This is a genomic window from Flavobacterium marginilacus, assembly GCF_026870155.1.
GTDB classification, from domain to species: domain Bacteria; phylum Bacteroidota; class Bacteroidia; order Flavobacteriales; family Flavobacteriaceae; genus Flavobacterium; species Flavobacterium marginilacus.
In genome coordinates this window covers 4,533,916-4,555,493 of the sequence record NZ_CP113975.1, presented here as the reverse complement: position 1 = coordinate 4,555,493, position 21,578 = coordinate 4,533,916, and the positions used below count along the sequence as shown (strand labels likewise).

The window sequence follows — 21,578 nt, the reverse complement described above, 5'->3', positions numbered from 1 at the left end:
TAAGATGTCAAATTCTATTGAATGTTTATCTCAAAAGGCATTCTGGCCTGGATCCCTTTTTGAAGCTGTACTTTTTTAACCTGCTGCAAAAGGAAATAATTTTCTTCGCCTATTTCTTCTTTAATTAAAGCTTCTTTTGATTTGGCAAAAGGAATGTTTGCAAATACATCGGCAAAATCTTTTTCGTATTCAGGAAAATTCTGAGTTGAATAGTCTTTTATCTTGGCCAATGAAGCAGCTTCTTTTATAGCGTCATTTAAATTCCCGATTTTATCAACTAAACCAATTCTTTTCGCTTCAATACCAGTCCAGACACGGCCTTGTGCAATAGAATCTACTTGGGCAAAAGTCATTTTTCTGCCTTCGGCAACATGGGTTACAAATGTTTTGTATACGCGCTCGATTCCTTCTAAAGTTACTTTTTTGTATTTCTCGTTTAAAGGAACAAACGGACTATAATTAGAATTTTCATTTGTTGTTACCTGTTCCGTATTAATTCCAATCTTGTTTGACAATTGGCTGAAATTTGGTAAAACTCCAAAAACTCCGATAGAACCTGTAATAGTATTTTTTTCGGCAAAAATAGTATTGGCATTGCATGAAATATAATATCCGCCAGAGGCAGCATAATTACCCATAGAAACCACAACGGGTTTTACTTTTTTGGTCAATTCGATTTCTCTCCAGATTAAATCCGATGTCAGAGCACTTCCTCCTGGGCTGTCCACACGAAGCACAACCGCTTTGATGTCCTTGTTTTTTCTGGCTTCCTGAAAGGAACGACGCATAGAACCCTCGCCAATTACGTCAACATCACCTTCACCGCCTTGAATTTCGCCCTGAGCGTAGATAACAGCTATTTGATTATCTGTATCTGAAAGGATTGATGTAGTTGCTGTTTTTTGAGCATAATCAGTAATGGAAACTTTGTTATAATCTTCATCAGCTGACACTTTTAAAATGTTTTTGATAGCCTGATGATATACATCTTCGTACGCAACAATATCGATAAGTTTATTGGCTTTGGCCATTTCCGGAGTTCTTGCTAATAAGCCGGTAGCAATTTCGTTTAACCTAGCCGTTGAAATATGACGGCTTGCTGAAATATCATCGAGAACTGAACTCCATACAGAATTTAGCAAAGCAGTAGTCTGTTCTCTATTGGCATCACTCATTTTATTTTCAAGGAAAGGTTCGACGGCACTTTTGTATTTTCCGTGACGGATAACTTCCATTTTTACTCCTGTTTTTTCCTGTAAATCTTTGAAGAACATTATTTCGGTAGATAATCCTTTGAAATCAAGATCGCCGGCCGGATTTAAATAAACTGTATTGGCAACAGAGTTCAGATAGTAATCTCTTTGTGAATAATCATTGGCATAGGCCATAACAAATTTTCCGGATTTTTTGAAGTCATTAAGCGCTTCTCTCAATTCTTTGCTTTGCGCTAATCCTAAAGAAGAATTTTGATTTAAAATCGATATTCCTTTGATGTCGCTGTCTGTTTTTGCTGCACCAATGGCATTGATAATATCACTAAGACCGATTTTTTTCTTTTCTGAAAAGACATCCATCCATGGGTCTTTGTATTTGCCCGCATAATCATTGGATATATCTTCTAAGTTTAATTCGATAACCGAATTGCTTTTGACTTCAACTCCTTCAGCTTCGCCTCCAAAAAGAGCGCCAATGAGTAGTATGCCAAAGAAAAAAAGCATGAAAAAAACAAAAATACCAATGATGGTAGCCATTACATTTCCTAAAAATCTCATAAATTCTATTTTATTGATATGTATTTAAATGCGCTGATTTGTTACAGCTGTGAATGAAAATAAATTGAAACACTGCGGGCAAATATACTGCTATTCTAAAATTCTTTTAGTTAATTTGTGCTTAATATGGAACTACAGCATCAAGTCATTTTATCTTTGGGGAGTAATCAGGGCAATCGGTTAAAAAACATCGAATTGTGTCTGGAGTTAATTCATCAGGAAATCGGAACTATTATAAAAGTGTCCAATTTGTATGAAACACCTTCTTGGGGATTTGAAAGTGAAGCATTCTATAATTGTGCTTTGGTTATGCATACTTTTAAAAAAGCCGAACAGATTCTGGAGGAAGTTTTGGCCGTTGAAAAGCAGCTGGGCAGGATACGCAACGAAAATGCGGGTTATCAATCGAGAATCATTGATATTGACCTGATTGCTTTTGATTCTGAAATAATCGATTCCGAACATCTGCAGATTCCTCATCCTTTGATGCAGAACCGAAAATTTGTTTTACTTCCTTTTCAGGATTTAAAGCTAGACTGGGTTCATCCTGTTTTAAAAAAAACAATTCCCGAATTAATTGAAATAACGCCTGATGACAGCGTTTGCGAGATAGTTCAGGAACTGATAAGCCCTTTACATTCCATTCGGTTAAACCAGTATAATTACATTGCTATCGAAGGGAATATTGGTGCAGGGAAATCAACATTGGCACTAAAAATGGCTCAGGACTTTAATGCTAAAACAGTTTTGGAGCGTTTTGCAGACAATCCTTTTTTGCCCAAATTCTATAAAGATCAAAACCGGTATGCTTTTTCGTTAGAAATGTCTTTTTTAGCAGACAGGTATCAGCAGTTATCTGATGATTTATCGCAGTTTGATTTGTTTAAAGATTTTATTATTGCAGATTATCATATTTTTAAATCGCTCTTATTTTCTAAAATTACATTAGAAGCCGATGAATTTCGATTGTATCGTACGCTGTTTGACATCATTTACAAAGAAATGCCAAAACCGGATCTATATATTTACCTGTATCAAAATACTGATCGCTTACTGCAGAATATAAAAAACCGCGGCAGAAGTTATGAGCAGGATATCACTGCCGAATATCTAGACAAAATAAATAAAGGCTACTTAGAATACATCAAGACCCAGACAGATTTGAATGTTTTGGTTGTTGATGTTTCCGACCGTGATTTTGTAGGCAGTCAGGAAGATTATATTTATATTCTTAATGAAATTCAGAAGAAAAGTAATCTGTGATTATCTCTTCAGAGAAAAATGACCTTTTACTTCCGGACTGTTTTTATCTAACTTTAGTACATACCAATAATCAGAAGCGGGTAACAGATTTTTGTTAAATGTACCATCCCAAGTGTAGTTGTAACTATTAAGAAGTGTGATTAATTTTCCGTAGCGGTCAAAAACAGTTACTTCGCCTAAAGGATAATTTATTAGGCCTTTTACTTCCCAAACATCATTATAGCCATCATTATTTGGTGTGAAAAATTTAGGAATGATAATTACTATAAATGTTTTCTGATCACTGCTGCATAAATTAACTTCACGGACATATGCTGTCTGCAGTCCGCTTGGTGCATTCGTGAATACATTAGAGCTTTGATAATTAATGCCGTCTATTGAAAATTCAAAATATTTCTCGTTCTGGACAAGTTCTATAGTAACAGTTGTTTCATCAACTTTTACATTTTTTATTTCGGGTATATTGTTTTCTGAAACAGAAATTGTTTTTCTGCTGGTGCAGTTTTGAGGAGCAGGACTGGTTACATCGACTGTATAAATTCCTTTGTTAACGACATCTATAGTCTGTGTTACGGCACCAGTTGACCAAAGATACGTCATGTTTGGTATACCGGCATCTAAAGTAATAGTTTGTAATGCACACTTTATGGGAGTTTCATTACTTACAATTGGAAGGGGATAAATAATTAAAGAGACAGGCTGTTTTGTACTGTTAATGCACCCGTTATTGACAGCTTCAGCATAATAAGTTGTATTGGAAGAAATAGATGGAGTTATATATACTAATCCTGATCCTACAATATTTCCTCCTGTTTGTGAGTACCAATTTATGGTTCCTTCAGTAGGAGTGGCTTGAAGCGTGAATAATCCTGATCCGCAATTGGTCGAAGGAGAGTTGGTGCTGATGATACTTGGAGTGTTAATGATTTTAGCCTCTACTGCTGTTCTGGCAGTCGTACAGCCGGCAGAAGCAGTTTCTACATAGAAATTGCTGGTGGCAGTTAAATTTGGACTTGTAAAACTAGAACCGCTGCCTATGAAATTTCCTCCTGTTGAAGCATCATACCAATTGATAGTGCCTGCTGTAGCTGTTGCTTGAAGTGTTACTGTTCCAGCATCACACCTTGATCCGGGAGTGGTGCTTGATATTGCTGCGATTGTCAAAGTTGTACTTGCAGAAAGCTTTAATACAGGATCGCCGGCAGTTCCGCCATATTCGACAACATAGCCTTTAGGGTAATAAGGTCCTGGCGGATCTCCTTGTTCTGGTAAATCGTTCCATGTTCCAGGGTTTCCTACTGACGGATCTGTTATGTGTGCGTAATCTTCATTGTTATTAGAATCATTTGGTTCGTTAGGTGAATTCCAATTTGCATAATTTGGAGTGGTGCCATTGCCTTTGCCTTGCCAAAAAATAGTACCGGCTTCGGGGCCGGTCATCCATTTCCAAGTTCCTTCGGTTTCCATATCTGATCCGCCAATCCACCCGGCTCCAGGTGCTTGTGCTCCTGCGATTTGAGCTTCGTCAGCGGCTGTTAATGTAGCTAAATATCCTTTTAATCCATAATATGTTTTGCTGTCAGCGGCTAATTTTGCATTTGTCCAGCTGATTCCTAAGTTAGGTACATACTCATAATAATGGCCGTTTCTTGGTAAAAAGTTTGCCTGTCCAATACTGATTGAAAAGTTTCTGACACCGCTTGGTGTGGCCGAAGAACTGCTAAATTGAACGTCTCTTATCGCTTTTTCTAAATCAATATACGTTGCAGGTAAGCCTGTTGGACTGTTTAGTGTTAATTTGCCCTCATTGATATTCCAGCTGCTTTTTATAGCTGGATGCGCAGATGCATTATTAAGAAATAATTGGTCTTCTCCTTTAATATAACCTGAAGAGATTTGAATATAAATGGCATCGGTAGCTGTGTCGTCAATATCTGTTATTGATACACTGGTTACTATATTGACATTCGTTAAAGGGCAATAGGTCTGATTGCCAACAGCAGTCAGAACCGGAGCTTCATTAGCTAACGAATGTTTGGAATATTTGGATTTTTTAAATAGTTTTTTAGGTGCAGAATCTGCATAGCTGAATGACTGAGCAAAAAACGCAAAAAACAGCGTTATAAGTAATATAGATCTGATTTTCATTTTATAAAAATAAGCTTTTATATCAAAATGCAAAACTTTGGTTGAAAGATTATTAGATAAAATAATGTCTAGTTGTGAAATTAACTTTTAGAAGTTAAATTGTTTGAATAAATCCCATACTACAATACCGGCACTTACTGAAATATTTAATGAATGTTTCGTTCCCAATTGCGGAATTTCAATGCATCCGTCGCACAAAGCTACAGCTTCCTGTGCTACGCCATAGACTTCGTTTCCAAATACTAAAGCATACTTCTGATTTTTGTCGACTTTAAAATCCTGCAGAAAGACTGAGCTTTCTACTTGTTCAATGGCGAGAGTTATGATATTTTGTTTTTTTAGGTCTGCAATAACTTCCAGCACATTCTCATTATGTTCCCAAACAACTGTTTCTGTAGCACCAAGAGCAGTTTTGTGAATTTCTTTATTTGGAGGTGTTGCGGTGATACCGCATAAGATTATTTTTTCAATCAAAAAAGCATCGGCTGTCCTGAAAACGGATCCTATATTATGCAGACTTCGAATATCGTCCAAAACCAAAATCAATGGTGTTTTTTCTGATTTCTTAAAATCTTCAACAGATTTTCTTTCCAGTTCGCTGTTTTCAAGTTTTCTCATGTAAATAGTGTTTATAAAAAAGGCTTCCCAAAATCAGGAAGCCTTTATTTTATTTGATAAAAAAAGTAATATTAGCTTTTTGTTGCAGCTGGTGCAGCATCTGGTAAAACAGTTCCTTTTATAGTAAGTACTTTTGTTGGCTGTCCTTCAGCATTTGAAGTTACAGTTACAGTTTTTGTAAATGTACCTACTCTGTCAGTCGCATATCTTACTCCAATAACTCCTTTAGCTCCAGGAGCGATTGGTTCTTTTGGTGTTGTAGGTACTGTACATCCGCAAGATCCTTGAGTGTTTGTGATAATTAATGGTTTGTTGCCATTGTTAGTGAAAACAAACTGACGGTTTGGCTCAGCATTGTGGGCGATAGTTCCGTAATCAATCGTTTCGCTTTCAAAAACCATTCCTGCACCTTCTACTTTTGGTAAAGCGACAGTAGTTGTTTTTGCTTTTTTAACCTTCTTTGAGGTCTCTTGTGCGTTAGAAAACGTTGTTCCTAAAACGGTTAGCATAGCTAATAGAAATATTTTTTTCATAATATCATTGAAATTGGTTCGCAAATTTATACAAATTAACAAAAATGAATTGTAAATTTTTCTTAAAACTAATTTAATTTTTTTCGTCTTAGTTTTTTGTGGTTTAAAATTATAAATTCGCTGAGTTTTTTATTCATTCAAATACAACAATTTTGGCAGCAAAAGATAAAATAGTCAAAGAGACTCCATTAATGAAGCAGTACAACGAAATCAAAAGGAAATATCCTGATGCGTGCCTGCTGTTTAGGGTTGGGGATTTTTATGAAACTTTTGGAGAGGATGCTGTTCGGGCTTCGAAGATTTTAGGAATCACATTGACAAAAAGAGGCGCTGGTTCTGAAACAGAGACTGCACTTGCCGGTTTTCCGCATCATTCGATTAATACTTATCTGCCTAAATTAGTAAAAGCAGGACTTCGAGTGGCTATCTGCGATCAGCTGGAAGATCCCAAAATGACCAAAACTATTGTTAAACGCGGTGTTACAGAGCTTGTTACGCCTGGAGTTTCAATGAATGATGAGGTTTTGCATTCGAAAACAAATAATTTTCTTGCTGCGGTTTATTTTGCTAATAAAATAATTGGGGTTTCTTTTCTGGATGTTTCTACCGGAGAATTTCTTACTGCACAGGGAAATGCTGAATACATTGATAAATTACTGCAGAATTTCAATCCGAGTGAGGTTTTAGTTCCAAAAAATAATAAAAGTGAATTTCGTGAGATTTTCGGAGAAGACTTTCATAATTTTTATTTAGAAGATTGGATTTTCAAAGAAGATTATGCGGTTGAAACGCTGACTAAACATTTTCAGACAGTTTCTTTAAAAGGTTTTGGCGTTGAGGAATTAAAAGAGGGAATCATCGCATCGGGGGCGATTCTTTATTATTTGTCCGAAACACAGCATAACAGAGTACAGCATATTACTGCGATTCACAGAATTGCCGAAGATGCTTATGTCTGGATGGACCGATTTACGATCCGCAACCTGGAATTGTATCATAGTTACAATCCAAATGCTGTCACACTGCTGGATGTAATTGATAAAACGCTTTCGCCAATGGGAGGACGTTTGTTGAAACGCTGGCTGGCATTGCCTCTGAAAGACAGTAATAAAATAAAAAGCCGTCATCAGGTGGTTTCATATTTAAATGAAAACCAAGATGTTTTAAAGAATATTCAACATCAGATTAAGCAGATTTCTGATCTTGAGCGTTTGATTTCCAAAATTGCAACAGGAAAAGTTTCGCCCCGAGAAGTGGTTTATTTGAAAGAATCGCTGGATGCAATTATTCCGATAAAAACTTTAGCATTATCAAGTCCGCAGGAAGCAGTAAAAGTTATCGGTGACAGTCTGCACAGCTGTGATCTGCTTCGCGAAAAAATACAGACAACTCTAAATCAGGATGCGCCTGTGGCTATTGCTAAAGGAAATGCTATTGCCAAAGGAATTAATGCCGAATTGGATGAGCTTCGTGAAATATCAACTTCCGGGAAACAGTTTTTGGAAGGAATCGAAAAGAGAGAGTCAGAACGAACTGGGATTTCTTCGTTGAAAATATCATTCAATAACGTATTTGGTTATTATATTGAAGTCCGAAATACACATAAAGATAAAGTTCCTGAAGAATGGATCAGAAAGCAGACACTGGTAAGTGCAGAACGATATATTACTGAGGAACTGAAAGAATATGAAACAAAAATTCTGGGAGCGGAGGAAAGAATTCAAAAGATAGAAAGTGATTTGTTTGAACAATTGGTGAGCTGGATAGCAACATACATCAAGCCGGTTCAGATGAATGCTAATTTGGTAGCACAGTTAGACTGTTTGTGCTGTTTTACACAATTGGCAATAGAAAATAAATATGTTTGTCCCGAGATAGATGAAACATTCGAATTGGATATCAAAGAGGGGAGACATCCTGTAATTGAAAAGCAATTGCCTGTCGGAGTTCCTTATATTACAAATGATGTTTATCTGGATAGAGAAACACAGCAATTGATTATGATTACAGGACCCAATATGTCGGGTAAGTCTGCTATATTACGTCAAACGGCTTTGATCGTTCTGCTGGCGCAGATGGGAAGTTTTGTGCCTGCAGAAAGCGTCAGGATGGGAATCGTGGATAAAATATTTACGAGGGTAGGTGCTTCGGATAATATTTCGATGGGAGAATCTACTTTTATGGTGGAGATGAATGAAACGGCTTCTATTTTGAATAATATATCTGATCGAAGTCTGGTGCTTTTGGATGAGATTGGAAGAGGAACGAGTACTTATGACGGAATTTCAATCGCTTGGGCAATTGCTGAGTTTTTGCATGAGCATCCATCGAAGGCTAAAACATTGTTTGCGACACATTATCACGAATTGAATGAAATGAGCGAAACAATGCCTCGAATTCAGAATTACAATGTTTCTGTGAAAGAACTGAAGGATACAGTGCTTTTTATCCGAAAACTGGTAAAAGGAGGAAGTGCGCATAGTTTTGGTATCCATGTGGCAAAAATGGCCGGAATGCCTCAGCTAGTGATTTCAAGAGCGCAAAAAATGCTGAAGAAACTGGAAAAAAACCATTCGAGCGATGTTTTGAATGGCATAAAATTGGAGAAGGAAGAAATGCAGATGAGCTTCTTTAATCTGGATGATCCATTGCTTGAGGAAATTAAGGAAGAGATCGTTAACTTAGATATAAACGCCATAACTCCTGTAGAAGCATTGATGAAACTCAATGAAATTAAAAGAATGCTGTCGAGAAAATAATTTTTTGCAGGTTTAAAGTTATCGTTGTCAGAATGTTAGTTTTTATCTTTAATTTTTTTGAAAAAAAGGTTTGTGTAATTGAATAAAAGTTCTAAATTTGCAACCGCAATACTAACCAAGTGTTGCGGTTCTTTTTAAGAATGAAATGCGAAAATAGCTCAGTTGGTAGAGCGCGACCTTGCCAAGGTCGAGGTCGCGGGTTCGAGCCCCGTTTTTCGCTCATCGTGTTATGCTCGGATGGTGAAATTGGTAGACACGCTGGACTTAAAATCCAGTGAACAGCAATGTTCGTGCGGGTTCAAGTCCCGCTCTGAGTACAAGAAAGCTTCAAACTATGTTTGGAGCTTTTTTTATGTGCAAAATTCATTGTGAATCATTTAGTTTGAAAGTCAGGAATTTGAATTTTTTGTAATTTAAATCTGCAATCTGAATTCTTAAATCTTAAATCTGAAATTAAATGGGGGCTTTTGTTATTAGTAAGAGATTTGATGATCAGTATAAGTTTGTGTTTACTTCTAAAAAAGGGAAGGTGATTTTTACAAGCATGAAGTATGAGCTTAAATTTGAATGTGAAGAAGCGATTGAATATTTTAAAAGTAATATTGGCTTAGCGTCTTTCGAAAAGCACAGATCAGCTGGCGGGAAATATTTTTTCAGGCTCTTTTTAGATGATGCGCCTTTTGCTTTAAGCAGAAAATATACAACTGAATTAAGGGTTCAGAAGGGGATTGATGAAATTATGAAACATGCCTCAGTTTCTGAGATATTGGATTTTTCAGATAATGATCTGATTTTTTTGGATTGACTTCTTATGAAAAAAGCCGTTTCAAAATTATTGAAACGGCTTTTTTTATGTATGATTGAAAAAAATATTAATATCTTCCTCTGTCTCCACCTCCACGGTTATCACCACCGCGGTTGTTTCCGTAACCACCGCGAGAATCACGGTTGTTGTTGAAACTTCTTCTTTCACCTTCTGGTTTTGGCTCAGATTTGTTAACAACGATTGCACGTCCTTGAACAGTTGCTCCGTTCAATTCGTCAATTGCTTTTTGAGCTTCCGCATCATTTGGCATCTCAACAAAACCAAAGCCTTTACTTCTTCCAGTAAATTTATCAGTGATGATTTTAACTGAATCAACTGCTCCGTATGCCTCGAAAGACTCTTTTAAATCTGCTTCCTCAATACTGAATGGAAGGCTTCCAACAAAAATATTCATATGTACTTATTTATAATAATTGAAACAAATGTACTCTATTTTTTTTCTAATCAACTATGAATTAGCTTATTTATTGGATAATTTGTGAAAACATTCTGTTTTCTTGTCTAGTTTGCTTTTTAATTTAACATTTCAAAACTTTTTTTTCAATATATTAATTTCAAAATCAGCTTAAATAGGGTTTGTTATTATATATGTGTTTTGTGGTTTTCTTTTTTTAATGTTTGACAATGTTAATTTTTTATAGGCAAAAAATTAAAAAGAGGCAGTGTTCTTTGTTAAATTGGTTTCCGTTGTAACAGGGACTTTATAAAAAACTCCTTTTTGAAAATTTACATTCGGTTTGGCAGAAGGATTTGTGGATTCGTTTTTAGCATTAAAATTAAATTCGCCGGTAACTGTATGATTTACGGCATCCCATTCTGTAATTGTAATTTGTCCGTTACCTATATTTTTGCCGGTTGAAAAAACCGTAGTGACGCCGTCCGTTTTTTCTGTCAATGCTACTTTGCTGGCAGTATCTGTTCCAAGCGGATACGTTTTAACTGCATTGCCAGCTGTTTTTAATAGTAAAGCGTCATTTTTTTGATAAGCTATGATTGTTAATGATCCATCAGATGATTGAGTGATATTAAATAAACCGGCTCTCCAGATTATATTGTCTTTTAGTCCTTGAACCGCGGGGTTGTTGAATTTTACCTGATCTTCACAGGATGCTAAAATAAACAGGAGTATTGTAATCAAAAAAAATCTGCGCATATATTTCAATTTTTATGTTAAAAATAGAGGGCTTTTTGAATTCATGAAGTCGTTTTCTCTTTTCAAAAATAAAATAAAAATATAACTAATTAAACAGTTGCTTATTAAAAGAATAAACTTTTTAGATTGTTTCAATAAAAGATGTATCTTTGCACCCTTAATTAATCGAGGTCGAGTACCTCAAAATTTAATCATACGATTATGTCAGTAAAAATTAGATTACAAAGACACGGTAAAAAACAAAAACCTTTTTACTGGGTTGTAGCAGCTGATGCTCGCTCAAAAAGAGATGGTAGATACCTAGAGAAAATTGGTACTTACAATCCAAACACAAATCCTGCAACTATCGAGTTAAACTTGGATAGTGCTGTAAAATGGCTGCACAATGGTGCTCAGCCTACTGATACAGCAAAAGCTATTCTTTCTTACAAAGGAGCTTTGTTGAAACACCACCTTGATGGAGGTATTCGCAAAGGTGCTTTGACTCAAGAACAAGCTGATGCAAAATTAGCAGCTTGGTTAGAAGCTAAAGCTGGAAAAGTTGATGCTAAAAAAGATGGTTTATCAAAAGCTCAGGCTGATGCTAAAGCAAAAGCTTTGAAAGCAGAACAGGCTGTAAATGCAAAACGTATTGCTGATGCTGCTCAAGCAGAAGCTGATGCTATTGCTGCTGCAACTCCTGCTGTTGAAGAAGAAGTTGTTGCTGAAGCTGAAGAAGCTCCTGCTGCAGAAGAAAACAACGAATCAGAAGCATAATTTAGTAGGCGAAAATGCGTAAAGAAGATTGTTTCTATTTGGGCAAAATCGCCAAAAAATTCAGTTTCAAAGGTGAAGTCTTAGCTTATTTAGATACAGACGAACCTGAGTTATACGAAAACTTGGAATCAGTGTTTGTTGAATGTAACAAACACTTGATTCCTTTTTTTATTGAAAACTGTTCACTTCACAAAAACGATTTTCTTCGTATCCGTTTTGAAGATGTAAACACTGAAGAAGCTGCAGATGGTCTTTTAGGCAGTGATCTTTACCTTCCTCTTAAAATGCTGCCCAAACTTACGGGTAATAAATTCTACTTTCATGAAGTAATTGGTTTTGAAGTAGAAGATAAACGTCTTGGTTATGTTGGTGAAATTCAGTCTATCAACGATACTACAGCGCAGCCTCTTTTTGAAGTTCTTAAAGGAGATGCCGAAATCTTAATTCCAATGATTGATCATTTCTTGGTTAAAATTGACAGAGAAAACAAAAAAGTCATTATGGATTTGCCTGAAGGATTAATTGAAATGTATTTGTAGAAAATTAAATCGGTAATTTACTTCGTCAATTCGCTTTGCTCGTGTGTTTAATCGGTTAATCTAAAAAATCTGCAATTAAGGAATCACCAAACTAAAATCTCTATGCCAAAATTTGAATTCAAACAATTTTCTGTTGAACAGGATAGATGTGCTATGAAAATTGGAACTGACGGCGTTTTACTAGGTGCTTGGACTCCTATTGTTAATAATCCTTTCAGTGTTTTAGATATTGGAGCTGGAACTGGAATAATTGCTTTGATGCTTGCGCAAAGAAGTGCGGCGGAACAAATTGATGCTTTAGAGATTGACGAAGAGGCTTACGAACAAGCTGCGGATAATTTTGAAAACTCTCCTTGGAACGATCGCTTGTTTTGTTTTCACGCTGGTCTGGATGAATTTGTTGAAGAGCCGGAAGATGAATACGATCTGATTGTTTCCAATCCTCCTTTTTATAGTGAAGATTATAAATCAAGTGACGATCAAAGAGATTTAGCGCGCTTTCAGGACGCTATGCCTTTTGAAGAATTAATAGAAGCAGCTGCTTTACTGCTTTCCGAAAACGGAATATTTACAGTTATCATTCCTTTTAAAGAAGAAGAGAAATTTATAGCTCTTGCAAAAGAATATGAATTATTTCCCTTGAAAATCACTCGGGTTAAAGGAACTCCAAACAGTGAAATCAAACGCAGTTTGTTGGCTTTTAGCCGAAATGAAATTATCAATTTCCCTGCAGATGAATTAATCATTGAAACTGCACGGCATATTTACACTCCAGATTATATCGAACTGACAAAGGACTTTTATTTGAAAATGTAGTTTTTAATATTTTCTTCTTTCTTCTCAAAATAAAACAGCAATTGTTTGGCTTTGCCGATTGTGCTTCTGACTCTCAGAATAATCTTCATTTTTTTTCTTAATCGAAAACAGGATATTGCTTTTGGAGCGAGGGGAACTTGGTTTTTAAAAGACTGGCTGTATTTACTCTATGAATTTGATATGACTTGGAGAAAAGACGGTACGCAGGATTTTGGACAGATGACTAAATTTACTATTGTTCCAACGTTTGTGTCAACTGTGGTAAAAGATGTTTGGGCGAGACCTCATTTCAGATTGGTATATAGTGTAGCACATTATAATAAATTTGCAGCTGATAATCTTTATTCTCTTTATCTCTCGTAAAGCGGAACTAAGAGCTGGGAACAGTATTTAAGTGCAAAAGTTGAATGGTGGATTTGGTAAAAAAATAAAAACTCCAGTAATTTGAGATTTAAAATCACACTTTACCGGAGTTTTTGTTTATACTGATTTGTGAACTATTCTGTTACTTTGATATGCAGAAAGTGTTTTCTGAATCTACATCTCCATCTGGAAAATTTTTAGCATGAAACGTTCTTCTAACGGTAAAACAATCACCGTCAATACTGATAATCGTCATTACGATTTTATCTCCAACTTCCATTTGTGATGGTACAAGTTTTTTAGTACAGGTAACTTCATATTCACAGTCGCTTAACCACTTTACGCTCCAAACTAACTGAAGCACTCCGTTGTCATAACTTTCTTGAGTTGCGCCTTTTATCACAAATGTTTTTTTAGGATAATCCGGGTTATACGCTTTGATGTTTTTAAGTTTACTGCAGTCCAGTGTTTGAGAGAATCCTATTGATCCTGCAAATAATAATAAAATAAGTGTTAGTTGTTTTTTCATAATTTTAATTTAGGCTGATTTGGGGTAAAACAGTTGATTGTTATTTGTTAATTTGTATCGCAATATTACAAAATAGTATTGCTCCATCCAATATTTAATTTAGCCTTTTGAGTCATAACTGTAAAAATTTATTCGTGGCTATTTTTGATTTTCTTTGTCTTAAGGTCATTCAATTGTTTTTTTCTGACAAAATTTCAAATAAAATTATTTTACAACATTATGAATTAGTTTTGTTATATTTCTTTATGTAGATTTGTATCAATAAAATACATTAATATGAGACCCGATTTATTTCAAGCGCCAGATTATTATAATTTAGATGATTTATTAAGTGAAGAGCACAAACTTGTCCGTGATTCTGCGCGTGCTTGGGTAAAACGTGAAGTTTCGCCTATTATTGAAGAATATGCTCAGAACGCTGAATTTCCAAAGCATCTTATAAAAGGATTGGGAGAAATAGGAGGATTTGGACCATATATTCCTGTAGAATACGGCGGAGCTGGATTGGATCAAATCTCGTATGGTTTAATAATGCAGGAGATAGAACGCGGTGATTCAGGTGTTCGTTCTACATCGTCAGTGCAGTCTTCTTTAGTTATGTATCCTATTTGGAAATATGGGAACGAAGAACAGAGAATAAAATATCTTCCAAAACTGGCTACTGGCGAATTAATGGGATGTTTTGGGCTTACAGAGCCAAACCACGGTTCAGATCCAGGGAGCATGATTACCAACTTTAAAGACATAGGCGATCATTACCTTTTGAATGGTGCCAAAATGTGGATTTCGAATGCTCCATTTGCAGATATTGCTATTGTTTGGGCCAAAAATGAAGAAGGAAGAATACATGGTTTAATAGTTGAACGAGGAATGGAGGGTTTTACCACTCCGGAAACGCATAATAAATGGTCGCTTCGTGCATCATCAACTGGGGAATTGATTTTTGACAATGTAAAAGTGCCTAAAGAAAATTTACTTCCTAATAAATCTGGATTAGGTGCGCCGCTTGGATGTTTGGATTCTGCCCGCTATGGAATAGCTTGGGGAGCAATTGGAGCGGCGATGGATTGTTATGACACTGCTTTGCGTTATGCTAAAGAAAGAATCCAGTTTGATAAACCAATAGCAGGGACTCAATTACAGCAAAAAAAACTGGCTGAAATGATTACTGAAATTACCAAAGCCCAATTACTTACTTGGAGACTTGGAGTTTTAAGGAATGAAGGCAGAGCTACTACGGCGCAAATCTCAATGGCCAAAAGAAATAATGTAGATATGGCTATTCATATAGCACGTGAAGCCAGACAAATGTTAGGCGGAATGGGAATTACAGGAGAATACTCCATTATGCGTCACATGATGAATTTGGAATCTGTAATTACTTATGAAGGAACTCACGATATTCATTTGCTGATTACTGGAATGGACGTCACAGGAATTCCTGCTTTTAAATAAAATGATATAAATACTAAAATAATTATAAAATTGATACTAAAGCTTCTTGTAAACAGGGAGCTTTTTTAATTTTGCAGAAAACAATAATAGTCCAAAATGAATATTGAAACAATCAACAATAATATCCAGATTCAAAAACAGCAATTATTAAATCATTCCTTATATGAAAAAATAAAAACTATTGATGATCTGCATTCTTTTTTGGAATGCCATGTGTTTGCTGTTTGGGATTTTATGTCGCTTTTAAAGGCGTTACAAAACAAATTAACCTGCACAGCAATACCTTGGTTTGCAACACCGCATCCAGAAACGAGGTATTTAATCAACGAAATTGTATTGGCAGAAGAAAGTGACTTGAGCATGGACGGGAGACATTTAAGCCATTTTGAAATGTATCTGGAAGCGATGCAGGATTGCGGAGCGAAAACAGTTTATATTGAACAGTTTTTATCAGAGGTTAATTCGCTTCATAATATATTTGTGGCAATCAAGAAAAGTAGTCTGCATCCAAATATTAAAGCTTTTCTGGATTTTACATTTAAAGTTATTGAAGAAGGAAAGCCTCATGAAATTGCGGCAGCATTTACTTTTGGCAGAGAAGATTTAATTCCTGCTATGTTTACAGAAATTTTGAAGCAATTTCAGTCCAATTTTCCGAATTATAAGTTAGATAAACTTCTTTATTATTTTGAAAGGCACATTGAATTAGACGCGGACGAGCATGGTCCTATGGCTATGACAATGATAAAAGAACTTTGTGGTGAAGACCCAAAAAAGTGGTTAGATGTGCAGAATATTTCGATTTTGGCTTTAGAAAAAAGAATAGCTCTTTGGGATGCAATCGAAGAACTGATTGTTTCAAAACCCGAAATGGTTTAACGTTGAAAAAAGGAAACTGTCGTCACGCTTTTTTATTTTTCATCGAATAATAAAAAAAAAACTCAAAGTCTTATAAGGGATTTAAGCTTAATAGACTTTGAGTTTTTTTTATTGCGTCACTTTGTGAAAGGGCTGTTTATTTTCCGTTGAATGTAGTCATGGTATTTTCTAAACCTGCAGTTCCAAACGATTTTATGATTTCGGAAGCGACTTCCAGCCTTTCGGGAAGTTTTGCTTTCTCGTTGTCATCCCAGTCTCCAAGTACGTAATCAACCTGTTGTCCTTTTTTGAATTCGTCGCTAATGCCAAATCGGAAGCGGGTGTATTCTTGTGTGTTTAAAACGAGATTGATGTTTTTTAGTCCGTTATGCCCGCCGTCGCTTCCTTTTTTTCGGATGCGGATGGTTCCAAAGGAAAGATTTAAATCATCGGTAATGACAAAAATATTTTCAAGCGGAATGTTTTCTTTGTCCATCCAGAATTTGACGGCTTTACCGCTTAAATTCATGTAAGTGTTGGGCTTGAGTAATAAAAAGGTTCTTCCTTTAAATTTGTATTCGGCTAATGCGCCCAGTTTTACGGTTTCGAATGAAAGCCCCTCTTTTTTGGCTAGGAAATCTAAGACTTTAAATCCAATGTTGTGTCGGGTGTTTACGTATTCGGAGCCGATGTTGCCTAGGCCTACGATTAAAAATTTTTTCATATTATCTGTGTTCTCTGCTGTTTTTGGTGATGAAAACAGGTCTTGTATCCATTTTATCATGTTGCAAAAATAGGCTTAATTGGATAATTTGTCAATGAGATGATTAGATAATTTGAATAAAGAAAATAGAATAAAGAGGAAAGAATAATTCTAAGAATGTATTATTACTTTTAACTGAGCCCTGATGGAAGGGAAAATCCTTTTATTTTTTTCTTTAGAAAATAAAAGATTTGGAAGGAGAGCGGGAAACCATATCTCCTAGAATGCCTTGTCTTTCGCTTTATATCAAAAAAAAAGCACCAACCTTTCGATTGATGCTTTTGATATAGATTGAAAAAGTATTATTTTTTCTTTTTTGCTGGAGCTTTTGCAGCTTTTGCAGCTTCTTGAGCAGCTTTCATAGCCGCACGAGAAATCTTCACTTGACAAATTACTGTATTGTCTGGGTGCATGATTTTGAAGTTTGGCGTTGGCACTTTAGTAACGTATAATTTGTTACCCATGTCAAGAGGAGTGATGTCAGCCTCAACAAAATCAGGAAGGTTAGCTGGTAAAGCTTTAACTTTTAATTTACGGTTGTTAAGACGTAAATCTCCACCTGCCATAACCCCTTTTGAGTTACCGATGATTTTTACTGGAACTTCAATAGTGATTTCTTTGTCATCATGGATTTGAAAGAAGTCAACATGTAAAATTTTGTCAGATACCGGGTGAACCTGGATATCTTGTAATACAGCATTGAATGATTTACCATTCGCAAGCTCAATCACAACTGTGTGTGCGTTTGGAGTGTAAACCAAGTTCTTGAAAGCTATAACTTCCGCTGAAAAATGAACTGCTTGACTTCCTCCGTATAATACGCAAGGAACCAATCCAGCATTACGTAAGGCTTTAGTAGCTACTTTGCCCACGCTTTCTCTTTCTGATCCTTTAATTGTAATCGATTTCATTGTAAATATTTATATAGTTATTAATTAAACTCTTCGTTATAAGCTTTAAGCACTAGGCTTTAGGCTTTTTTGTAATTGATTATTGCATTGCTTAAAGCTTATTATTTAATTACATTAAAAACTTCCCGCTAATGGAATTATTGTGGTGTACCATGTGCATTACTTCGGCAAAAAGAGGCGCACAGCTCACTACTCTTATTTTGTTTGATTGTTTTTTTAACGGAATAGAATCGGTTACGATTAGTTCAAGTAATTTTGAATTTTCTATTTTTTCATAAGCACCTCCGGATAAAATGGCGTGTGTGCAAATTGCTCTTACACTTAAGGCACCTTTTTCGATCATTAAATCGGCAGCTTTGGCTAAAGTTCCTCCTGTGTCAATCATGTCATCTACTAGGATTACATTTTTGCCTTCTACAGCTCCAATAAGTTCCATTGTTTCGATAATATTTGCTGCCTTTCTTTGTTTGTAGCAGATAACCACTTCAGAATCCAAAAACTTAGAATATGCATAAGCTCTTTTTGATCCTCCCATGTCTGGTGAAGCAATCGTTAAATTTTCAAGACCTAAACTTTCTACGTATGGTAAAAATATAGTGGATGCAAAAAGATGATCTACAGGTTTTTCAAAGAATCCTTGTATCTGGTCTGCATGCAGATCCATTGTCATTATTCTTGTTGCTCCGGCGGCATCCAGTAAATTAGCTACCAGCTTGGCTCCAATCGGAACTCTTGGTTTATCTTTTCTGTCTTGTCTTGCCCAGCCGAAGTATGGCATTACAGCTGTAATGTGTCTTGCTGATGCGCGTTTTGCTGCGTCAATCATTAATAGTAGTTCCATTAAATTATCTGCAGAAGGGAACGTTGAGCAAACAATAAACACGCGTAAACCTCTGATAGACTCTTCATAAGAAGGCTGAAATTCACCGTCACTGTAAGTTGACATGGTTACTTTTCCTAATGGAATTCCGTATTCTTTTGCAATTTTTTCTGCAAGATATTCACTTTTTGAACAAGCAAAAATTTTAGCTTCTGGTTCTAGGTGTGACATTTAATTTGTTGTTTTGTAGTTAGTTGTGAATTCCTTTTTTTAGGAGGTGCAAATTTAGAAAATAAAATTAACTCTGAAAGGAAAAATTTAAGTATTTTTATTAGAATGTTTAAATATTTTTTCTACATTTGCACCGTGTTAAAGGAAAAGATAATTGTTAATGCTGATTGTCTCTTTATTGCGTTGAAATAATTGTTTATTATTTCATGTCTAGCTAAGCCCGGATGGCGGAATTGGTAGACGCGCTGGTCTCAAACACCTGTGGGAAACCGTGCCGGTTCGACTCCGGCTCCGGGTACAAAAACCTCTTCGAAAGAAGAGGTTTTTTTGTTTTAGGGCTTTTGCTTAATGCTTTTTAAATAAAGAGCGCTGTTTTTTTTTTTTTTGTGAAGTTGGTTTTTTTTTGTAAATCCATAAAAAAAACCATCCTTGCGAGATGGTTTTGCGGGTATATTTAAAACTTGAATTTTTGGGGTAATTCAAAAAAAAAGCTGCAATAAATGCAGCTTATTTTTTTCTAGTGTAATTTAAAATTACTTAGCTGGAGCAGCAGCTGGAGTAGCAGCAGGTGCAGCAGCAGTAGTGTCAGCAGCAACAGCAGTAGTATCAGCAACTACAGCAGTAGTATCAGCAACTACAGCAGTAGTATCAGCAGCAACTTCTTCAGTAGCAGGAGCTTCAGCTTTTTTACAAGATACAACAGTTAATACAGCAACAACAGCTAAACTTAAAAATACTTTTTTCATCTTAATTTAATATAAAGGTTAATTATTAATTCGTGGCAAAGATATAAAATTTTTAATATGTAAAATATTTTTTCATTTATTTTTTAAAAATATTTTCTATCAGGACGTTAGTATTTTGGTTTATGGAGTGAAAAATGAATAAAAAGTGATTTTTCTTTAAAGATTCTCATTTTTCATTAGGTTTTGTACTTATGTTCCATAGTTTGTTTATTGTCTTTTTATCAATTTTTTATGTCGATAATTTGGCTCAAAATACAATCGGTGGCTCCTTTGTTATTTTGTACAAATTCGGCACAGATTTTTCCTTTTTGATGTCTTGTTTCTGTGTTTTGAATTAGTGTTGAGAAAATGATTTCGAGTTCTGAGAAATTTTTTACCGATGCACAGCCTTTGTTTTCAACCAGTTTAACAGCTTCATCGAAATGTGAAAAATTAGGCCCTATTACTATTGGTATTCCAAATGTGGCAGGTTCTAAAAGATTATGGATGCCCTTTCCAAAACCGCCCCCTACATAAGCAATGTCGCCATAACTGTAAATCTTGGTTAGAATGCCTATAGTGTCAATTATAAAGACTTCAAATTGTGACAGCTCTTTGTTTTCTTTTTCTGAAAATAAAACTGTTTTTTTTGTGATGCTGTTTTGTAACTGCTGAATTTGTTCAGGTTTAATATTGTGCGGTGCAATGATGAATTTTACATCATGCGGACAGGAATTAATGTAGTCTGTTAGTAATGATTCGTCTTTTGGCCATGAACTTCCAATAACTATTGTTGTTTTATTGTTTTTGAACTGTGCAATAAATTCAAGAGTGTTGTCTTTGTCTAATATTGCAGCAACTCTGTCAAATCGGGTGTCTCCAGAAATTGTGACATTGGTTTTTCCTAGCTGGGTAATTAGTTTTTTTGAATTTTCATTCTGCACAAAAAAGTATGTGAAGTTATTCAGTGCTTTTCTGTAAAAGCCTCCGTACCATTTAAAAAATAATTGCTGTTCTCTAAAAATACCAGAAATTAAATAAGTAGGAATCTGCTTTTTTTGCAGCTGATCCAGGTAATTAATCCAAAATTCGTATTTGATAAAAAAGACAAGGTCGGGATGAACTAGTTCTACAAATCGTTTTGCGTTCTGCGGTGTGTCCAAAGGCAGGTAAACTGTCGCATCGGCAATTGTATTGTTTTTGCGTACTTCATATCCTGAAGGTGAAAAAAAGCTGATGATAATTTTATGGTCCGGGTGTTTTTCTTTGATTTTTTCAATTACAGGCAGTCCCTGTTCGTATTCACCTAAAGAAGCTGAGTGAAACCAGATTGTTCGGTCATGAGACGCTATTTTTTGTTTTAAAATTAAAAAAACATCCTTTCTTCCGTCTACAAAAAGTTTCATTTTTGGACTAAAAAGAACTGTGATTTTTACTAAAAACTGGGCTAATTGGGTAGCTAAATTGTAAAGGAAATGCATTTGTAATTTTTTTGTAAAAATACATTTTCTTTATATTATTTTCTCCCGTAAAGAAAGTTTAACTTTTGGATATAAAGAACCCGCTTTTTATTTCATCGAAAAAATACTTTTTGTTGTGGGTTTGATTGGTTTAAACTCATTAAATAACTATTTTTGTGGTGCTTGTCTTGAAGCTGTTAAATTGTAATAAAATTTAAGCTTAAGATGGGCTTGCCTCAATATAATTGATCCTTGTTAAGAGATAGGATATTAAAAAAGA

21 protein-coding genes and 3 tRNA genes are annotated in these 21,578 nt (G+C 35.4%); 12 read left to right on the top strand and 12 right to left on the bottom strand.

Features of this window, described 5'->3' with window-relative positions:
- Window positions 1-14 precede the first annotated feature (14 nt).
- Window positions 15-1,772 (bottom strand): signal peptide peptidase SppA, encoded by a 1,758-nt coding sequence (gene sppA, locus OZP07_RS18930; RefSeq protein WP_281636333.1) that lies wholly within the window; start codon window positions 1,770-1,772, stop codon window positions 15-17.
- Between the two features lie 126 nt (window positions 1,773-1,898).
- Here sppA and folK point away from each other — a divergent pair, with 126 nt between their 5' ends.
- Window positions 1,899-3,035: a 2-amino-4-hydroxy-6-hydroxymethyldihydropteridine diphosphokinase gene (gene folK / locus OZP07_RS18925; RefSeq protein WP_281636332.1), complete on the top strand. Its 1,137-nt coding sequence runs from the start codon at window positions 1,899-1,901 to the stop codon at window positions 3,033-3,035.
- On the opposite strand, the gene OZP07_RS18920 is transcribed toward folK, so the two are convergent.
- The 3 genes from OZP07_RS18920 to OZP07_RS18910 form a co-directional block, all read right to left on the bottom strand.
- A complete protein-coding gene (locus OZP07_RS18920; protein ID WP_281636331.1) occupies window positions 3,036-5,183 on the bottom strand; it encodes an Ig-like domain-containing protein in 2,148 nt (715 codons plus the stop codon).
- An 87-nt stretch (window positions 5,184-5,270) separates the two neighbouring features.
- Complete coding sequence (locus OZP07_RS18915; RefSeq protein ID WP_194641835.1) at window positions 5,271-5,801, bottom strand: RNA methyltransferase; 531 nt, start codon at window positions 5,799-5,801, stop codon at window positions 5,271-5,273.
- A 71-nt stretch (window positions 5,802-5,872) separates the two neighbouring features.
- Window positions 5,873-6,334 (bottom strand): DUF1573 domain-containing protein, encoded by a 462-nt coding sequence (locus OZP07_RS18910; RefSeq protein WP_281636330.1) that lies wholly within the window; start codon window positions 6,332-6,334, stop codon window positions 5,873-5,875.
- Between the two features lie 152 nt (window positions 6,335-6,486).
- On the opposite strand from OZP07_RS18910, the gene mutS reads away from it, so the two are divergent.
- The 4 genes from mutS to OZP07_RS18890 all read left to right on the top strand — a co-directional run bounded on the left by mutS (window position 6,487) and on the right by OZP07_RS18890 (window position 9,898).
- The gene (gene mutS, locus OZP07_RS18905; RefSeq protein ID WP_281636329.1) at window positions 6,487-9,093 is read left to right on the top strand and encodes a DNA mismatch repair protein MutS; all 2,607 of its coding nucleotides are present in this window, start codon (window positions 6,487-6,489) and stop codon (window positions 9,091-9,093) included.
- Window positions 9,094-9,240: 147 nt separating this feature from the next.
- A tRNA-Gly gene (locus OZP07_RS18900) sits at window positions 9,241-9,313 on the top strand.
- Window positions 9,314-9,324: 11 nt separating this feature from the next.
- Window positions 9,325-9,410: transfer RNA gene (locus tag OZP07_RS18895), tRNA-Leu, on the top strand.
- A gap of 140 nt (window positions 9,411-9,550) precedes the next feature.
- Window positions 9,551-9,898 (top strand): YegP family protein, encoded by a 348-nt coding sequence (locus OZP07_RS18890; RefSeq protein WP_194641832.1) that lies wholly within the window; start codon window positions 9,551-9,553, stop codon window positions 9,896-9,898.
- A gap of 67 nt (window positions 9,899-9,965) precedes the next feature.
- Here OZP07_RS18890 and rbp read toward each other — a convergent pair whose 3' ends face one another.
- Window positions 9,966-10,313, bottom strand: coding sequence for an RNA-binding regulator (gene rbp, locus OZP07_RS18885; RefSeq protein ID WP_194641831.1), 348 nt, complete (start codon window positions 10,311-10,313; stop codon window positions 9,966-9,968).
- 255 nt (window positions 10,314-10,568) lie between these two features.
- Window positions 10,569-11,072, bottom strand: coding sequence for a DUF6252 domain-containing protein (locus tag OZP07_RS18880; protein WP_281636328.1), 504 nt, complete (start codon window positions 11,070-11,072; stop codon window positions 10,569-10,571).
- Between the two features lie 201 nt (window positions 11,073-11,273).
- On the opposite strand from OZP07_RS18880, the gene OZP07_RS18875 reads away from it, so the two are divergent.
- The 4 genes from OZP07_RS18875 (at window position 11,274) to OZP07_RS18860 (ending at window position 13,546) form a co-directional block, all read left to right on the top strand.
- Window positions 11,274-11,828, top strand: a complete 555-nt coding sequence (locus OZP07_RS18875) for a 30S ribosomal protein S16 (RefSeq protein ID WP_194641829.1) — start codon at window positions 11,274-11,276, stop codon at window positions 11,826-11,828.
- Between the two features lie 14 nt (window positions 11,829-11,842).
- Window positions 11,843-12,367 (top strand): ribosome maturation factor RimM, encoded by a 525-nt coding sequence (gene rimM / locus OZP07_RS18870; RefSeq protein ID WP_194641828.1) that lies wholly within the window; start codon window positions 11,843-11,845, stop codon window positions 12,365-12,367.
- A 102-nt stretch (window positions 12,368-12,469) separates the two neighbouring features.
- Window positions 12,470-13,183: a tRNA1(Val) (adenine(37)-N6)-methyltransferase gene (locus OZP07_RS18865; protein ID WP_281636327.1), complete on the top strand. Its 714-nt coding sequence runs from the start codon at window positions 12,470-12,472 to the stop codon at window positions 13,181-13,183.
- Window positions 13,184-13,228: 45 nt separating this feature from the next.
- The gene (locus OZP07_RS18860; protein WP_281636326.1) at window positions 13,229-13,546 is read left to right on the top strand and encodes a carbohydrate porin; all 318 of its coding nucleotides are present in this window, start codon (window positions 13,229-13,231) and stop codon (window positions 13,544-13,546) included.
- 142 nt (window positions 13,547-13,688) lie between these two features.
- Here the strand turns inward: OZP07_RS18860 and OZP07_RS18855 are convergent, their stop codons facing one another.
- A complete protein-coding gene (locus tag OZP07_RS18855) occupies window positions 13,689-14,075 on the bottom strand; it encodes a hypothetical protein (RefSeq protein WP_194641825.1) in 387 nt (128 codons plus the stop codon).
- 276 nt (window positions 14,076-14,351) lie between these two features.
- Between OZP07_RS18855 and OZP07_RS18850 the strand changes: the two genes are divergently transcribed.
- Both OZP07_RS18850 and OZP07_RS18845 read left to right on the top strand, forming a co-directional pair.
- A complete protein-coding gene (locus tag OZP07_RS18850; RefSeq protein WP_281636325.1) occupies window positions 14,352-15,530 on the top strand; it encodes an acyl-CoA dehydrogenase family protein in 1,179 nt (392 codons plus the stop codon).
- Between the two features lie 96 nt (window positions 15,531-15,626).
- Window positions 15,627-16,409 (top strand): DUF3050 domain-containing protein, encoded by a 783-nt coding sequence (locus OZP07_RS18845; RefSeq protein ID WP_281636324.1) that lies wholly within the window; start codon window positions 15,627-15,629, stop codon window positions 16,407-16,409.
- A 136-nt stretch (window positions 16,410-16,545) separates the two neighbouring features.
- On the opposite strand, the gene pth is transcribed toward OZP07_RS18845, so the two are convergent.
- The 3 genes from pth to OZP07_RS18830 all read right to left on the bottom strand — a co-directional run bounded on the left by pth (window position 16,546) and on the right by OZP07_RS18830 (window position 19,113).
- The gene (gene pth, locus OZP07_RS18840) at window positions 16,546-17,172 is read right to left on the bottom strand and encodes an aminoacyl-tRNA hydrolase (RefSeq protein ID WP_194641590.1); all 627 of its coding nucleotides are present in this window, start codon (window positions 17,170-17,172) and stop codon (window positions 16,546-16,548) included.
- Between the two features lie 281 nt (window positions 17,173-17,453).
- Window positions 17,454-18,062: a 50S ribosomal protein L25/general stress protein Ctc gene (locus OZP07_RS18835; protein WP_194641591.1), complete on the bottom strand. Its 609-nt coding sequence runs from the start codon at window positions 18,060-18,062 to the stop codon at window positions 17,454-17,456.
- 109 nt (window positions 18,063-18,171) lie between these two features.
- Window positions 18,172-19,113 (bottom strand): ribose-phosphate pyrophosphokinase, encoded by a 942-nt coding sequence (locus OZP07_RS18830; RefSeq protein WP_194641592.1) that lies wholly within the window; start codon window positions 19,111-19,113, stop codon window positions 18,172-18,174.
- A 218-nt stretch (window positions 19,114-19,331) separates the two neighbouring features.
- Between OZP07_RS18830 and OZP07_RS18825 the strand changes: the two genes are divergently transcribed.
- Window positions 19,332-19,411: transfer RNA gene (locus tag OZP07_RS18825), tRNA-Leu, on the top strand.
- A gap of 235 nt (window positions 19,412-19,646) precedes the next feature.
- On the opposite strand, the gene OZP07_RS18820 is transcribed toward OZP07_RS18825, so the two are convergent.
- Window positions 19,647-19,859, bottom strand: a complete 213-nt coding sequence (locus OZP07_RS18820) for a hypothetical protein (RefSeq protein WP_194641593.1) — start codon at window positions 19,857-19,859, stop codon at window positions 19,647-19,649.
- A gap of 221 nt (window positions 19,860-20,080) precedes the next feature.
- Window positions 20,081-21,319: a 3-deoxy-D-manno-octulosonic acid transferase gene (locus OZP07_RS18815; RefSeq protein WP_281636323.1), complete on the bottom strand. Its 1,239-nt coding sequence runs from the start codon at window positions 21,317-21,319 to the stop codon at window positions 20,081-20,083.
- Window positions 21,320-21,578: the final 259 nt, after the last annotated feature.

Coding starts and splice junctions, on each gene's coding strand:
- OZP07_RS18830 (WP_194641592.1), bottom strand. CDS start 19,113: ATGTCACACCTAGAACCAGAAGCTAAAATTTTTGCTTGTTCAAAAAGT.
- OZP07_RS18920 (WP_281636331.1), bottom strand. CDS start 5,183: ATGAAAATCAGATCTATATTACTTATAACGCTGTTTTTTGCGTTTTTT.
- rimM (WP_194641828.1), top strand. CDS start 11,843: ATGCGTAAAGAAGATTGTTTCTATTTGGGCAAAATCGCCAAAAAATTC.
- folK (WP_281636332.1), top strand. CDS start 1,899: ATGGAACTACAGCATCAAGTCATTTTATCTTTGGGGAGTAATCAGGGC.
- OZP07_RS18865 (WP_281636327.1), top strand. CDS start 12,470: ATGCCAAAATTTGAATTCAAACAATTTTCTGTTGAACAGGATAGATGT.
- OZP07_RS18835 (WP_194641591.1), bottom strand. CDS start 18,062: ATGAAATCGATTACAATTAAAGGATCAGAAAGAGAAAGCGTGGGCAAA.
- OZP07_RS18855 (WP_194641825.1), bottom strand. CDS start 14,075: ATGAAAAAACAACTAACACTTATTTTATTATTATTTGCAGGATCAATA.
- OZP07_RS18890 (WP_194641832.1), top strand. CDS start 9,551: ATGGGGGCTTTTGTTATTAGTAAGAGATTTGATGATCAGTATAAGTTT.
- sppA (WP_281636333.1), bottom strand. CDS start 1,772: ATGAGATTTTTAGGAAATGTAATGGCTACCATCATTGGTATTTTTGTT.
- OZP07_RS18910 (WP_281636330.1), bottom strand. CDS start 6,334: ATGAAAAAAATATTTCTATTAGCTATGCTAACCGTTTTAGGAACAACG.
- OZP07_RS18815 (WP_281636323.1), bottom strand. CDS start 21,319: ATGCATTTCCTTTACAATTTAGCTACCCAATTAGCCCAGTTTTTAGTA.
- OZP07_RS18915 (WP_194641835.1), bottom strand. CDS start 5,801: ATGAGAAAACTTGAAAACAGCGAACTGGAAAGAAAATCTGTTGAAGAT.
- OZP07_RS18875 (WP_194641829.1), top strand. CDS start 11,274: ATGTCAGTAAAAATTAGATTACAAAGACACGGTAAAAAACAAAAACCT.
- pth (WP_194641590.1), bottom strand. CDS start 17,172: ATGATAAAATGGATACAAGACCTGTTTTCATCACCAAAAACAGCAGAG.
- OZP07_RS18845 (WP_281636324.1), top strand. CDS start 15,627: ATGAATATTGAAACAATCAACAATAATATCCAGATTCAAAAACAGCAA.
- OZP07_RS18820 (WP_194641593.1), bottom strand. CDS start 19,859: ATGAAAAAAGTATTTTTAAGTTTAGCTGTTGTTGCTGTATTAACTGTT.
- rbp (WP_194641831.1), bottom strand. CDS start 10,313: ATGAATATTTTTGTTGGAAGCCTTCCATTCAGTATTGAGGAAGCAGAT.
- OZP07_RS18850 (WP_281636325.1), top strand. CDS start 14,352: ATGAGACCCGATTTATTTCAAGCGCCAGATTATTATAATTTAGATGAT.
- OZP07_RS18880 (WP_281636328.1), bottom strand. CDS start 11,072: ATGCGCAGATTTTTTTTGATTACAATACTCCTGTTTATTTTAGCATCC.